Source organism: Solidesulfovibrio alcoholivorans DSM 5433, from assembly GCF_000702665.1.
In the GTDB taxonomy this organism is placed as follows: domain Bacteria; phylum Desulfobacterota; class Desulfovibrionia; order Desulfovibrionales; family Desulfovibrionaceae; genus Solidesulfovibrio; species Solidesulfovibrio alcoholivorans.
Window position 1 is genome coordinate 504,070 of sequence record NZ_JNJA01000002.1, and the last position, 13,648, is coordinate 517,717.

Sequence of the window (13,648 nt, forward strand, 5' to 3'; positions counted from 1 at the left end):
GTCAATACCATTTCGTCTTGTCGAAAAGCCCCCGCATGTTGAGTTCCCGGTTCTTGTAGATGTCGAAATCGAAGTCGCGCGGCAGGCTGCCTTCCCCGGAGCGGAAGACGCCGATGCGGCACAGGCCCGCGACGGCGCAGATGGCGACGCACACGGAAACCCAGATCATGGCCGGTCCTCCTTCGCGGATACCGCTCCTGCCTGTCCCTGGCGAAACGCCGCGACCAGGGCGCGGAAACCCGGGCCTTGGCCGCGCATTTCCACGCCCTGGAAGCCGCATTCCCGGCCTATGTGCCGGCCCAGGCTGTTGACGAGGCAGGCCGCCTCGATCGAAGGCGGGCGCGTGCCCTCGATCCAGAGCACGATGCGTCCCACGCCTTCGCTTAGGGCCCGCACCAGCCTGTCGCCGAGCCGCGCCGCCTGGGCCGCGTCCAGGTCGCAGCGCAGGCGCATGTCGTAGCGCGGCCCCGCGGCCCGCGACGGCGGCGGTCCGGCGAGGTGCTCCCGGCGCGGAAAATTTCGGACCTGGGCCGGAAACCGGACGCTTGGCGGCCCGGCGTCCAGGCGGACGGCGCGCCGGTTCGGGGCGTCCGGTCCGGCAGGGATGGGGTTTTGCGGCGGGGGCAGGCCCGTCTGCGGATGGCTTGTGTCGTCTCGCATCGTCTCCTCGCTTTGTGTTGTCTTTCCCGGCCAGATGTATTCCGGGCCGCGTTTGCTGCAATCGGGCTGCCTCCCGCAGAAATGCGGGAAAATCTCCCGGATTTTCGGGGAGCGTCTCCCGACCATGACGGGAAGATGCCTCTCGACGCATGGGAATTTTCGGCGTTTACGGTTGTCGGCGCGCGCGGGCCGGGCATGATGCTTTTGGCGAAGCGCCCACATCAAACCGAATGAGGAACAGCATGCAGCAGTGGCAAAAAACGAATGACGTGCTGGGGACCGCCAACCGGGGCACGCCGGTGGAATCGGGGTTGTGCAGTCTGTGCCGGGCGGACTGCGCCGGCCGGTGCGAGACGTGGCTGTCGAGCCTGGCCGGGCGCGCCATGCTCTATCCCCGGGATTTCGGCATGATCACCGCCGGCAGCGGCAACGCCTGCGAAACGGGCGTCTCCTACAACGCACTGCGCATCCAGGGCCGTGTCTACGGGGCCGAGGGGCAGGCGGCGCATCTGTCGCAAAACGCGGACGACTGCCTTTTCACCAACGTGGGCCTGGAGACGTCCTTCGGGGCCGCGCAGAAGACCAGGGCCAGGCTGCCGCTCATGACCGGGGCGCTCGGCTCGACCATGATCGCCGCGCGGTACTGGAACTGTCTGGCCGTGGGCTGCGCCCTGGCGGGCGTGCCCATCGTGATCGGGGAAAACGTCGTCGGCATCGACAAGGCGGCGGTCTTCGAGAACGGCCGCGTCGTGCGCGCGCCGGAACTCGACCGGCGCATCGCCATGTACCGGCGCTACGCCGACGACTCCGGCGGCGTCATCGTCCAGCTCAATGTCGAGGACGCCCGCAACGGCGTAGGCCGCTACGTCATCGAGAAATACGGCCCGGACATCGTTATTGAACTCAAATGGGGGCAGGGGGCGAAGAACATCGGCGGCGAGATCAAGGTCAGGGACATCGGCTACGCCCGGTTTCTCAAGGCGCGCGGCTACCTCGTGGATCCCGATCCCGAGGACCCGGCCGTTGTCGAGGCGTTCGCCTCCGGCGCGGTGCGGGAATTCGCCCGCCACAGCCGGCTCGGCTACGTCGAAGCCACGGATGCCGGGGCCGTGGCCGAAGCGTTTCTGGAAACCGTCGCCGCCCTGCGCGGTCTCGGATTCTCCCGCATTTCGCTCAAGACCGGCGCCTACGGCATGGAAGCCCTGGCCCTGGCCATCCGCCTGGCCTGCGACGCCGGCATCGACCTGCTCACCGTGGACGGGGCCGGCGGCGGCACGGGCATGAGCCCCTGGAACATGATGGAGACCTGGGGCGTGCCCGCAATCCTGCTGCATGCCAAGGCTCGGGAATACGCGGCGCTGCTGGCGGCTTCGGGCCGGCGGCCGGCGGACATGGCCTTTGCCGGGGGGCTCGCCCGCGAGGACCACATTTTCAAGGCCCTGGCCCTGGGCGCGCCGTACGTGAAGCTCGTCTGCATGGGCCGGGCGATGATGATCCCGGGGTTCGTCGGCTCCAATATCGAGGGCGTGCTCTACCCCGAACGCCGCGAAACCTTGGGCGGCAACTGGGACGCGTTGCCCAAAAGCGTGGCGGCCCTGGGCGAGCGTCCGGAGCAGCTCTTCGCCGGCTGGCACACGCTCAAGGCGCGGCTCGGGGCGCGCGCCATGGCCGAGATTCCCCTGGGCGCGGTCGCGACCTGCACGCTGCTCGACAAGCTCGGGGCCGGGTTGCAGCAACTGCTGGCCGGGGCGCGGAAATTCCGCGTGGCCGACATCGCCCGCGACGACGTGGTCGCGGCCAACCGCGAAACCGCGCGCGAGACGGGCCTTGAGTTCGTCACCGACGCAGAGGACGCCCTGGCCCGCAAGATCCTGCTCGGCTAGGGCGGCAATCGGGGTGCGCCGGTCCGCCGGAGGACCGGCGCGCCCCGATTCTATTTTTCGAGGCATTCTTGCCTTCGCGCGGGCGGTTTGCCATACGGCCGGGAAGGCGTCGCGCAAGGCGGCGGTTCCGGCAGGCGGAAAGATGGAAAAGACACGGTTGGGAAAGGATGCCGGGGAGGGCATGACGCCCCGGGATGCGGCCTCGCTCGTTGCGGCGCTCACCGAGCGCGTCAAGGAACTGGACTGCCTGTACGAGATCACCCGGCTGGCCCAGCGCGGCGACCTGGGCCTCGGCGAGATCCTGGCCGGTGCCTGCGACGTGCTGACACGGGCCTGGCAGTTTCCGGACATCGCCTGCGCGCGTGTGATTCTCGGAGGCCTCTCGCGCGCCACGGCCAATTACCGTCGCCCGGCGGACAAGCAGGCGAGCCCCGTTACGGTGGACGGCGAGGTGGTGGGCCGGGTGGAGGTGGGTTATCTGGAAAAGATGCCACCCCTGGCCGAAGGGCCGTTTCTGCGCGAGGAGCGCCACCTTCTCGACGCCGTGGCCGACCACCTCGGCCGCATCGCCCAGTCCCGGCGCGACGCGGAACGGTTGCGCGAACTCTCCCGCGAGCTCCTGAAGGCCCAGGAACACGAACGCCAGCGTATCGCCCGGGAACTGCACGACGACGTGGCACAAGCCCTTTCCGCCACCCGCATGCGCCTTGACGGCCTCGTGCCGTTGCTTGCCGCCAAGGACGGCCCAGATGCCACAGGTGCCGCATGCGAGATCGTCATGGACGCTTCCGCACAGCTCGGCACGGCCGTGGCGTCCCTGCGCGACCTGGCCTACGGCCTGTTGCCTCCGGCGCTTGACCAGTTGGGCCTCGTGGGTACGGCCTTTCGCCTGTGCGAGGAATACGGCGCGCGCCACGGCGTGCGCATCGATTTCACCGCCGACGGCATGGAGGCCGTGCGCCTGCCCTTCGAGACGAGCATCAACCTCTACCGCGTGCTTCAGGAATGCCTGTCCAACGCCTGCCGCCACGGCGGGGCGCGGCGCATCGGCGTGCGCCTGATCGCCTCCCATCCGCACTGCCTGCTGCGCGTGGCCGACGACGGCAAGGGTTTCGACGCGGCAAACCGCCTGCCCCGGGCGCTTGCGGAAAAGCGCATGGGCGTGTGGAGCATGCGCGAACGCATGCGGTTGCTCGGCGGCCGGCTGCGGCTTACGTCGCGGCCGGGCAAGGGCACGACGGTCACGGCCGAGGTGCCGATCACGGAGGGGGCGGCATGTCCGAAGCCCTGAAGGTCCTGCTCGTGGACGACCATCCGCTTTTTCGGGAGGGACTGCGCGCGATCCTTGGCCGGGAGCCAGGCTACGTCGTGGTCGGCGAGGCCGGCACGGCGGGCGAGGCCCTGCGCCTGGCCGACGAACTCGTCCCGGATGTCGTGTTGCTCGACATCGCCTTGCCCGACGCCGGCGGCATCGAGGTCATCGGCCAGTTGCGCGCCCTGGCCGCGCCGCCGCAGGTGCTCGTGGTCAGCATGCACGCGCGGCTCGACATCGTGGCCGAGAGCATGCGCGCCGGAGCCATGGGCTACGTGGTCAAGGATTCCGCCGCCGGGAGCCTCATCGCCGGCCTTGCCGCGCTCGCGCGCGGGGAGCGCTACCTCGACGGGGCTATCGCGCCGCAACTGCTCGACCGGCTCGACGCCTACGCCGCGCGCCGGGTGCGCCCCGCCGATCCGGCCTACGAGACGCTCACGCGCCGCGAACAGCAGGTGCTGCGACTGCTCGCCGAAGGCCGCGGCGTGGCCGAGATCGCGGCCGGCCTCTATATTTCCCGCAAGACCGTGGAAAACCATCGCTCCAACATCTTCGGCAAGCTCGGGCTCTCGAACCTGGCCGAACTCGTGCACTACGCCGCCCGCATGGGACTCGTCGATCTGGACGGGGAGGAGGGCTAGGGGCGCTAACGCGTGCGCGTCATGTGCAGCAACGGATAGGGCTTGCCCTGGCCGTCGCACGGGGAGCGGCCGACGACTGTGAAACCGCGCCGTTTGTAGAAGGCGAGGGCGGCGGCGTTTTGCTCGTTGACGTCCACATCCGTCGCGCCGAGCGTCTCCACGGCGCACGTCAGCAGCGCGGAGCCGATGCCCTGGCCGAAGCAGGCCGGCGCGACGAAGAGCATCTCGATTTTCCCCGCAGCCACGCCGACAAATCCCAGCGCCGCGCCGGAAACGTCCCGCGCGCAACGTAGCGCCACCGCCGCGAGATAGGTGTCGCGCACGAGCGGCTTGAAGACGCGGATATCCGCTTCCGTAACGAAAGAATGCGTTGCGCGGACCGAGGCTTCCCAGAGCTCGGCGAGGGCCGGGTATTCGTCGGGCGTGGCGGCCGTGATGCGGGGAGGCATGGGGCTTTTTCGAGACTCAGGCCGACATGGCGATACGCGGCCGCAGCAAGGCGGCGACTTCCGCCAGCGGCAGGCCGACCACGTTGGTATAAGAGCCGTGGATTTCCGTGATGAACGCCGCGGCCTTGCCCTGGATGGCGTAGGCCCCGGCCTTGTCCATGGGTTCGCCCGTGGCCACGTAGGCGGCGATGGCGTCCTCGGAAAGGGGCGTCATGTGCACGTCCGTCGCAACGGTGAACACCTCGGGCTCGGCGGCGAGGCCGAAGAGCGCGCAGCCCGTCATGACCTGATGCACGCGGCCGGAAAGCAGCCCGAGCATCCTTTTCGCGTCCGCCGCGTCGCGCGGCTTGCCCAAAATCACGTCGCCCACGGCCACCACCGAGTCCGCGCCGAGCACCACGGCGTCGGGATGCGCCCGCGCCACGGCCGCCGCCTTGAGCCGGGCCATGCGCGCGGCATAGGCGGCGGGCAACTCGCCGAAATCGGGTTCCGGCTCCTCGGCCGGACTTGGCACGATGGTGAAGGGAATGCCGGCCAGCGTCAGCAGTGCCTTGCGGCGCGGCGAGGTCGAAGCCAGAATCAGATCCTTGTGCATAACTCTCGTATTTATCCGAAATAAAATGAATTACCATAATTCCCAGAGAGGAATTTCTTCCCGAAGACGCGTCGAAATGACGGGCGCGGCCGTTGCGACGCGCGCGGTGTGCGCCCCTTTCGGGGTGGTCCAGGAGGGGCCCCCGGCCTCTCCTGGCCGCCGGAGGCATTCTCCCCTCTCCCTCTTTCTCCCCTTCTCGCTCCCCCCTCCCGTTTACGCGGGTTTATTGCCGGGGAATTTCGGCGTTTCGGTATCCCAGTTCTGGGTGACGGGGCGGTTGCGCTTGTAGCGGAAATCGCACAGCGCATCGCCCTGGGCGAGGGTGTGCTGGCGCGAGAGCCCCGTGCCCTGGGCGCGGGAGGCCAGGAAGTCGTTGAGGCAGTAGTAGGGGGCGACGGCCATGGCCCCTTGGGCCTTGAAGAACTTGACCGCGCCGCATTCCGTGTAGTCGTAGCCGAGGTCGTAGGTCTTGCCGTCGCCGGGGAGAACCTTGCCGATCCAGTCGCCGGGGTATTTCTTCTTCTGGCTCTCGGTGGCCCAGTCCTGGAGCGACTGGAGGTAGGCCACGGAAAAGAGCGCCGCGCCCATGGCCTTGGCTTTTTGCGGCGGTACGGCGGCCCAGTCCGCGGCGTAGAGGTCGTAGAGCAGGCGGCCGGAGTCCTTGGCGGTCATGCCTTTCTCGCCCATCGCCTGGTAGAGGGCTGTGAGCCAGCCGGCCATGATGAGGAAGGGCTGGTTGCGGTTGGTCGCGCCGCCGATGTCGGGCATGCCGGGCAGCATGCGGTCATAGCGGCGCAGGGCGTCGTCGGCGATGGCCTGCGCCGTGGGTTCGGCAGTGCGGGCGGCGAGCCAGTGTTCGGCCCCGGCGCACACGCCTTTGAAGTCGGTGAGGAGCTTGTCGCGGTTGGCGACGTAAAAATTGACTGCCGGCGTTGCGGCAGGGGCCGCCGCGGCGGAGGGAGCCGGCGTGGCGGCTTTTTTCGCCAATGCGGGCCACGGCAGCATGCAGGCGCAGGCGCCCACCAGCCCGGCACGCAGGAAAAAGCGTCTGGTGATCCCCTGCCGCAGAAAAGAATGCTGCAAATATCTCACGTCATGCATCCGATGCACGGCAATCCCCTTTGAAAGTTCTGGAAAGGGGGCGCGGGGGAAAACTTCTTTCAAGAAGTTTTCCCCCGCATCTATTTTACGCTTTCGTTTTCACTTCCGCCAACAGCGCGGCGCGCAGGGTCTCGTCGAGGCCCGGGTGGGGGAAGACGAGCGCTTCGCAGCGCTCCCGCGTCCAGCCCCCGGACACGATGACCGTGGCCAGCGTGCCCATGGTTGACGCGCCGTGCCCCACGGCCGTGATGCCCGTCACCTTGCCCTCGCGCCAGACGACGCGGGCGAAACCGGCCGTGTCGCTGTGGGCCTGGGCGATGGGGTTGGCCACGAAGGCGGCCTCCGAAACCGCGTCGCCCGGGGCGGCGATGGCCCCCACGCGCATGATCTCCGGCACGCCGTAATAACAGCCCGGGATCGGCCCGGGCGCGTAAGGCCCCGTTTCCAGGCCCGCGGCGTGGCGCGCGGCGTAGACGCCCTGGCTCGAGGCGGCATGGGCGAGCAGCACCCGGCCGTTGCAGTCGCCCACGGCATAGATTCCCGGCGCGGTCCGCAAGGCGTCGTCCGTCTTGATCCAGGCCCGGTTGGGCGCGGGGTCGGCAAAGGTCGCGCCGAGTTCGGCCAGCCCCGGCACCATGGTCGCGGCGAAGCGGCCGATGGCGACAAGGGCTTTTTCGGCAACGAGCGTCTCGCCGCCGGCCAGCGTCATGCGGGCCATGCCGTCCTCGTCCGTGACCAGGCTTTCCACCTTGACGCCGGCCCGGGCGTCGATGCCTTTCCTGCGCATGACCTGGGCGACGACCTTGGCCACGTCCGGATCCTCGGCCGGGGCCAGGCGCGGCGCGGCGTCGACCAGCGTCACCTTGGTGCCCAGGCGGCGGTAGATTTCGGAGATTTCGAGGCCAATGGCCCCGGCCCCGACGATGAGGAGGCTTTTGGGGGCTTCGTTGAAATCGAGCACCGGCGCGACGCCGAGCACGGCCTTGCCGTCGGGCTTGACGCCCGGAAAGGCGGCCGCGCGCGAGCCCAGGGCCAGGATCAGCGCGTCGAAGGGGATGGCCTCGGTTGTGCCGCCGGCCGCCACATGGGCCACGCCGGGGGCGACGCCGGCGAGGTTGCCGGAAACGAGCCGGATGCCGGCCGTCTCCAGGCGCTTGGCCATGGCTGCGTGGGTCGCGGCCTGGAGTTTTCTCTTCTTCGCCTGCACGGCGGCGAGGTCCACCGTGACCGCGCCCGAGGCCAGCTTCTGCCTGGATTGGGCTTCCAGGGCCTCGATGGCGAGTGTCGCGGCGAGCAGGTGCTTGGTCGGGATGCAGCCCCAGTTGAGGCAGGTGCCGCCGAGCTTGCCGCGTTCGACGAGCGTGACGGCAAGGCCCGCCGCCGCGCCGGCCAGGGCCGCGTCGTAGCCGCCGGGGCCGGCCCCGACCACGACAAGGCGTTTGGCCGGACTAGAGGTCATCCGTAATCTCCATGGCGCGCGCGGCGCGGGTCTCGTCCAGCCGGCCCACGGGCAGGGTGGTCGGGCAGGCGCGCACGGCCTCGGGGTCGATTTCGGCCAGGGCCAGGATGTCCAGCAGGTCGGCCACGAAGGCGTCGAGGGTGTCCTTGCTCTCGGTCTCGGTGGGCTCGATCATGAGCGCCTCCTTGACGATGAGCGGGAAGTAGATGGTCGGCGCGTGGTAGCCGCGGTCGAGCAGGGCCTTGGCGATGTCCAGGGCGCGCACGTTTTTCGACGCCGCAAGCGCGGCCGCCGAGGCCACGAACTCGTGCATGCAGGTGCGGTCGTAGGGCACCTCGATGGCCGTGGCTATGCGCTTGCGCAGGTAGTTGGCGGCAAGCACCGCCGCTTCCGACACGCGCACGAGCCCCTCGCGTCCCAGGCGCAGGATGTAGGCGTAGGCGCGCAGCACGATGCCGAAGTTGCCGTAGAAGGGGGCCACGTAGCCGATGGACTTCGGGTGGTCGTAGCTCAGGGAATACCGGCCGGCGTCGTCCTTTTGCACACGGGAGACGGGCAGGTAGGGAATGAGCTTTTCCGAGACGCCCACGGGACCCGAACCAGGGCCGCCGCCGCCGTGTGGCGTGGCGAAGGTCTTGTGGAGATTTAAGTGCACCACGTCGAAGCCCGCGTCGCCCACGCGCAGCTTGCCGAGGATGGCGTTGAGGTTGGCGCCGTCGTAGTAGAGCAGCGCGTCCACCTTGCGGCAAAGGGACACGATCTCGGGCAGATGGCGCTCGAACAGGCCGAGCGTGTTGGGCACGGTCATCATGACGCCGGCGGTCTCGTCGTCGATGGCCGCGGCCAGGGCTTCGGGGTCGATGATGCCGTCCTTGGAGGCGATGGTCACCACGTCGAAGCCGGCGATGTGCGCCGAGGCCGGATTGGTGCCGTGGGCCGAATCCGGGCAGATGATCTTGGTCTTCCTGTTGCCCTTGTCGGCGTGGTAGGCGGCGATCATGAGCGCGCCGGTGAGTTCGCCGTGCGCCCCGGCCATGGGGTGCAGGGTGAAGGCGGCCATGCCCGTGATTTCGGCCAGCAGCCGCTCCATCTCGTACATGACCTCGAGCGCGCCGGCGGTCATGTCGCCGCCGCCGGGCAGCTGCGGAATCAGCGGATGCAGGCGCGCAAATCCCGGCAGGGCGGCCACTTCCTCGGTGAACTTGGGGTTGTACTTCATGGTGCACGACCCCAGGGGATAGAAATTGCCGTCCACGCCGTAGTTTTTCCGGGAAAGCTCCGTGAAGTGGCGCACCACGTCCAGTTCGCTCAAGGAAGGCAGGCCCGTGTTCCCCTCGCGCAGGAGGTTGGCCGGGTAGAAGTCCAGGGGATCGGTCTTGGGCTTTTCCGGCCAGACGCCTTCCCGGCCGGGCCGGGATTTGGAAAAGACGGTGCTCATAGGATTTTCCCCACCCGCCTGGCCAGGCGGTCGATGTCGTCGCGATGGTGTTTTTCCGTGCAGCAGATGAGCAGGGCGTTTTCCAGGCCCTTGTAGTAGCGGCCCAGCGGAAAGCCCGGGATGATGCCCTGGTCCATGAGGCTTCGCGCCACGAGCTTGGCGCTGACCGGAAAGACGGCCACGAACTCGTTGCCGAAGGGCTCGTCGCTTAAAAGCCGCACACCGGGGATGGCCGCGAGCTTCATGGCCGCGTAGTGGGCGTTTTCGATGGAGAGCGCGGCCTGGCGCTTGAGCCCCTCCTCGCCGGTGAGGCAGAGGTTGATAAGCGCGCGCAGGGCGCACAGCGCCTGGTTGGAGCAGATGTTGGAGGTGGCCTTCTCGCGGCGGATGTGCTGCTCGCGGGCTTGCAGGGTGAGCACGTAGCCGGTGCGGCCGGCGGCGTCCACGGTGCGGCCGGCGATGCGGCCGGGCATCTGGCGCACGAGGGCCTTCTTGCAGGTCATGATGCCGAGGTAGGGCCCGCCGAAGGACAGCGGCAGCCCGAGGCTCTGCCCCTCGGCCGTGACGATGTCCGCGCCCATGGCCCCGGGGGTCTTGAGCACGGCCTGGAGCACGGGATAGCCCGAGAGGATCGCTACCGCGCCCTTGGCGGCGGCGGCGGCGAAAAGCGCGGCGAAGTCCTCCACCGCACCGAAGAAATTGGGATTTTGCACCACCACCGCGGCGGTCTTGTCGTCGATGGCCGCGGCCAGGGCCGCCATGTCGTCGAGGCCCTGCCTGTGGGGCACGGTGACGAGCTCGAGGTGCAGGTTCTTCGTGTAGGTGGCCAGCACGATGCGGTAGATGGGGTTGACCGCCTCGCTGACCACGGCCTTTTTGCGCCGGGTGTGGCGCACGGCCATCATCAGGGCCTCATACAGCGCCGTGCCGCCGTCGTAGCCCCCGGCGTTGGAGCACTCCATGCCGAAAAGCCGACACATGGCCGTCTGGTACTCGAAGATGGCCTGCAACGTGCCCTGGGAGGCCTCGGGCTGGTAGGGCGTGTAGGCGGTGTAGAATTCGCCGCGCGAGAGCAGGAGGTCCGCAGCGGCCGGCACGTAGTGGTCGTAGAAGCCGCCGCCGAGGAAACTCGCCATGTCCGTGCGATTTTTGCCGGCCAGACGCTCCATCCGGGCGCGCACGGCCATTTCCGTTTCGCCGTGCGGCAGGTCGAAGCTCCTGGGGCGCAGGGCCGGGGGAATCTCGGCGAACAGCTCGGAGATGTCCCGAGCGCCGATGACGCCGAGCATTTCCCGGACTTCCTCGGGAGTATGGGGGATATACGGCATTGTGCGGCTCCGATTAATGTTCGGACTTGGCGATTTCCTCGTACTCCTCGGGGGAAAGCAGCCCGACGGGTTCGGCCGAGAGCTTGACGCGCAGCATCCAGCCCTCGCCGAAGGGGTCGCTGTTGACCTTTTCCGGAGCGGCCTCGAGCTCGTCGTTGACCTCGATGACCTCGCCGGAAACCGGGCAGTACAGTTCGCTGGCCGCCTTGACGGATTCCACCGAGCCCATCTCCTGGCCGGCCTCGAGCACGTCGCCCACCGCCGGCAGTTCGACGTAGGTGATGTCGCCGAGCTGTTCCTGGGCGAAATCGGTGATGCCGATCACGGCTATTTCATCCTCGACCCGTACCCACTCGTGGGTGTTGGTGTAGAGCAGGTCTTTTTGCATGGCACTTCTCCCTGGAATGCTGCTGCTGCTTCGTTTTTTGCCCTTGCCGGCGGCACGGGCAGGGGGCTGGCCTCAAATACCCCTTTGGCGGACACGGGGCAAGCCGGGAACGGCTTGTGCCCGGACACAAGACCGAACAATCGTCGGCGTCGTCACCTATTGCACGCACGCCTCGTTGATGGTAACACGCTTGGTGCTGTTCACACACCTTTTGGGTTCGTTTTCGGAGACTGGCTTGCCTGATCGTAGTCTTCATGCGCCTCTTCTGGCCCTCGGCGCGCCACCGCCCCAATGGCAGCGCGATCGGTTGCGCCTGGCGCTCGCCGGTCGCGAATTTATCCTGCGCCGTGACCAGGACATGGAGGCGCTGTGGGAATCCCTCGGCGCGGAGGGCTTCGGCGAGGACGAACGCATGCCGTACTGGGCCGAAGTCTGGCCGGCGAGCCTGCTGCTCGCCGCCTGGCTCTGGAAGCGGCGCGAGGAAGTCGCCGGGAAACGCTGCCTGGACATCGGCTGCGGCATGGGCCTTTCGGCCCTGGCCGGGGCGGCCTGGGGCGGGCGCGTCACGGCCGTGGACTACGAGGAGGCGGCCATCGCCCATGCGGCGCGAAACGCCCGGGAAAACGCCCTGCGCGTGGATCTGGCCGTCATGGACTGGCGGCGGCCGTGTTTCGCGCCGGGCCGTTTCGATCTGGCCTGGGGCAGTGATATTTTGTATGAAACCCGGTTCTACGACGCCCTCGTGCCGCTTTTCCGCCGGATGCTCGCTCCCGGCGGCAGGATCTGGCTATCCCAGCCCTGGCGGCAGGTGTCCGAGCCGGTCTGGGCGGCGCTTGCCGCCGACGGCTTCCGCGTGGCCAGGCTCCACGAGGAGTCCGTGGCCTTTTCCACATACCGCAGCACCGTCACCATCTACGAGATCGGCCTGACGTAAAGGAGGGCGCATGGGACAGACCATTCGCTTCGGCGTGTCGCTCAACTCCGAACTGCTCGAGAAGTTCGACGCCCTTTGCGACGAGAAAAGCTACCAGACCCGTTCCGAAGCCATCCGCGATCTCATCCGGGGCGTGCTCGTGCAAAAGGAATGGGAACAGTCCGACAAGGAAGTGGCGGGCGTGCTCACGCTTGTCTACGACCACCACACGTCCGACCTGGCCCAGCGGCTCATCGAGATCCAGCACGAGGACCACGAGGTGATCCTGTGCACCATGCATGTGCACATCGACCACCACAACTGCCTGGAGGCGCTGGCCCTCAAGGGGCCGGGCGAGTCCGTGCAAAAGCTATCCCAGCGCCTCATTTCCACCCGGGGCGTCAAATACGGCAAGCTCACCCTGGCCACCACCGGCCAGGAGATCGTCTAGAGGATAAAGCGGGAGGGGCGCCGCCCCTCCCGATCCCTTTTCCCTCGGGGAGCCCAGGCCCCTTGGCGCGGGCTTTTTATTCTTTACAGCGCGCCATGGCGAAACGTACTGACGTTTTCCCCGCTATCCTTTAACTATCGAGGGGGCCGGGGGCATGCTGCCCCCCGGCGGAGAGGTCCAGGAGAGGCGGCGCCTCTCCTGGACGCCGGAGGCGTATCGCATGCGAGACATCCAAAGCGGACCGCCGGACGTGGCCATTGCCGTGGACCGGGTGGGCATAAAAGATTTCCGGCTGCCTCTGGTGGTGCGCGACCGTGCCCGGGGCCGGCAACACACCGTGGCCGAGGTGGAGCTGTCCGTGGATTTGCCGGCGCGCTTCAAGGGCACGCACATGAGCCGGTTCGTGGAGGCGCTTTCTGGCTTTGCCGGCGAATTCGACCTCGTTTCCTTTCGCACGCTCCTGGCCGACGTGCGCGATCGCCTGGAGGCGGAAAACGCCCACATGACGCTGCGCTTCCCGTATTTCCTGGAGAAGGCCTCGCCCGCGTCCGGGGCCACGGCGCTGATGGACTATACCTGCCAGGTGTCCGGGGAGTTTTGCGGCGGCAAGTTCCGCCAGACCCTGACCGTGGCCGCGCCGGTCATGACCGTGTGCCCGTGTTCGCTGGCCATCTCCGAGCAGGGCGCGCACAGCCAGCGGGCCCTGGTCACCATCAGCTGCCGGCTGTCGCAATTCGTGTGGGTGGAAGAGCTTATCGACATCGCCGAGGCGTCGGGGTCCTCGCCGGTCTACGCCCTGCTCAAGCGCGAGGACGAAAAGTACGTCACCGAGCAGGCCTTCGCCGACCCGACCTTTGTCGAGGACGTGGCCCGGCGCGCGGCGAGCGCGCTTTCGGCCCACCCCAAGGTCGCCTGGTACCGCGTGGAAGTGGAGAGCTTCGAGTCCATCCACAACCACAGCGCGTTTGCCGGGATCGAGGGGGGCAGCGACAGGGACGGGCGTCCGTGAGCACGATATAGAAAGACTTTT

Annotated in this window: 15 protein-coding genes; 6 read left to right on the forward strand and 9 right to left on the reverse strand. The window is 67.9% G+C overall.

All coding sequences use genetic code 11. The features are described from left to right. Position 1: 1 nt before the first annotated feature. Together Q368_RS25530 and Q368_RS23755 are read right to left on the reverse strand one after the other, a co-directional pair. A complete protein-coding gene (locus tag Q368_RS25530) occupies positions 2-169 on the reverse strand; it encodes a hypothetical protein (RefSeq protein ID WP_156955638.1) in 168 nt (55 codons plus the stop codon). Continuing rightward, on the reverse strand, positions 166-660 hold the full coding sequence (locus Q368_RS23755; RefSeq protein ID WP_029457960.1) for a hypothetical protein: 495 nt from the start codon (positions 658-660) through the stop codon (positions 166-168). The genes Q368_RS25530 and Q368_RS23755 overlap by 4 nt, the downstream gene beginning before the upstream one ends. A 242-nt stretch (positions 661-902) precedes the next feature. Here Q368_RS23755 and Q368_RS0105520 point away from each other — a divergent pair, with 242 nt between their 5' ends. The 3 genes from Q368_RS0105520 (at position 903) to Q368_RS0105530 (ending at position 4,496) form a co-directional block, all read left to right on the forward strand. Then, positions 903-2,543 carry a glutamate synthase-related protein gene (locus Q368_RS0105520; RefSeq protein ID WP_029457961.1) on the forward strand — a complete coding sequence of 547 codons (1,641 nt, stop codon included), beginning with the start codon at positions 903-905 and terminating at the stop codon, positions 2,541-2,543. A 142-nt stretch (positions 2,544-2,685) separates the two neighbouring features. Then, a complete protein-coding gene (locus Q368_RS0105525) occupies positions 2,686-3,834 on the forward strand; it encodes a sensor histidine kinase (protein WP_029457962.1) in 1,149 nt (382 codons plus the stop codon). Next, the gene (locus Q368_RS0105530) at positions 3,819-4,496 is read left to right on the forward strand and encodes a response regulator (protein WP_029457963.1); all 678 of its coding nucleotides are present in this window, start codon (positions 3,819-3,821) and stop codon (positions 4,494-4,496) included. Before Q368_RS0105525 ends, Q368_RS0105530 begins: the two co-directional genes overlap by 16 nt. 5 nt (positions 4,497-4,501) lie before the next feature. Here Q368_RS0105530 and Q368_RS0105535 read toward each other — a convergent pair whose 3' ends face one another. The 7 genes from Q368_RS0105535 to gcvH form a co-directional block, all read right to left on the reverse strand. Then, entirely contained in the window at positions 4,502-4,945 is a 444-nt protein-coding gene (locus Q368_RS0105535) for a GNAT family N-acetyltransferase (RefSeq protein ID WP_029457965.1), read from the reverse strand. A gap of 16 nt (positions 4,946-4,961) precedes the next feature. Beyond that, positions 4,962-5,540, reverse strand: coding sequence for a Maf family protein (locus tag Q368_RS0105540; RefSeq protein WP_029457967.1), 579 nt, complete (start codon positions 5,538-5,540; stop codon positions 4,962-4,964). 213 nt (positions 5,541-5,753) lie between these two features. Then, the gene (locus Q368_RS0105545; RefSeq protein WP_425423673.1) at positions 5,754-6,632 is read right to left on the reverse strand and encodes an L-2-amino-thiazoline-4-carboxylic acid hydrolase; all 879 of its coding nucleotides are present in this window, start codon (positions 6,630-6,632) and stop codon (positions 5,754-5,756) included. A 94-nt stretch (positions 6,633-6,726) separates the two neighbouring features. Then, on the reverse strand, positions 6,727-8,100 hold the full coding sequence (locus Q368_RS0105550) for a dihydrolipoyl dehydrogenase family protein (RefSeq protein WP_029457970.1): 1,374 nt from the start codon (positions 8,098-8,100) through the stop codon (positions 6,727-6,729). Continuing rightward, positions 8,090-9,538: an aminomethyl-transferring glycine dehydrogenase subunit GcvPB gene (gcvPB, locus tag Q368_RS0105555; protein WP_029457972.1), complete on the reverse strand. Its 1,449-nt coding sequence runs from the start codon at positions 9,536-9,538 to the stop codon at positions 8,090-8,092. The genes Q368_RS0105550 and gcvPB overlap by 11 nt, the downstream gene beginning before the upstream one ends. After that, the gene (gcvPA, locus tag Q368_RS0105560; RefSeq protein ID WP_029457974.1) at positions 9,535-10,866 is read right to left on the reverse strand and encodes an aminomethyl-transferring glycine dehydrogenase subunit GcvPA; all 1,332 of its coding nucleotides are present in this window, start codon (positions 10,864-10,866) and stop codon (positions 9,535-9,537) included. The genes gcvPB and gcvPA overlap by 4 nt, the downstream gene beginning before the upstream one ends. 13 nt (positions 10,867-10,879) lie before the next feature. After that, positions 10,880-11,254 (reverse strand): glycine cleavage system protein GcvH, encoded by a 375-nt coding sequence (gene gcvH, locus Q368_RS0105565; protein ID WP_029457975.1) that lies wholly within the window; start codon positions 11,252-11,254, stop codon positions 10,880-10,882. 235 nt (positions 11,255-11,489) lie between these two features. Between gcvH and Q368_RS0105570 the strand changes: the two genes are divergently transcribed. The 3 genes from Q368_RS0105570 (at position 11,490) to folE2 (ending at position 13,627) form a co-directional block, all read left to right on the forward strand. Then, positions 11,490-12,188: a class I SAM-dependent methyltransferase gene (locus Q368_RS0105570; protein ID WP_043785073.1), complete on the forward strand. Its 699-nt coding sequence runs from the start codon at positions 11,490-11,492 to the stop codon at positions 12,186-12,188. 10 nt (positions 12,189-12,198) lie between these two features. Next, complete coding sequence (gene nikR, locus Q368_RS0105575; protein ID WP_029457979.1) at positions 12,199-12,618, forward strand: nickel-responsive transcriptional regulator NikR; 420 nt, start codon at positions 12,199-12,201, stop codon at positions 12,616-12,618. Between the two features lie 220 nt (positions 12,619-12,838). After that, positions 12,839-13,627: a GTP cyclohydrolase FolE2 gene (folE2, locus tag Q368_RS0105580; protein ID WP_029457981.1), complete on the forward strand. Its 789-nt coding sequence runs from the start codon at positions 12,839-12,841 to the stop codon at positions 13,625-13,627. The last annotated feature ends 21 nt before the right edge of the window (positions 13,628-13,648 follow it).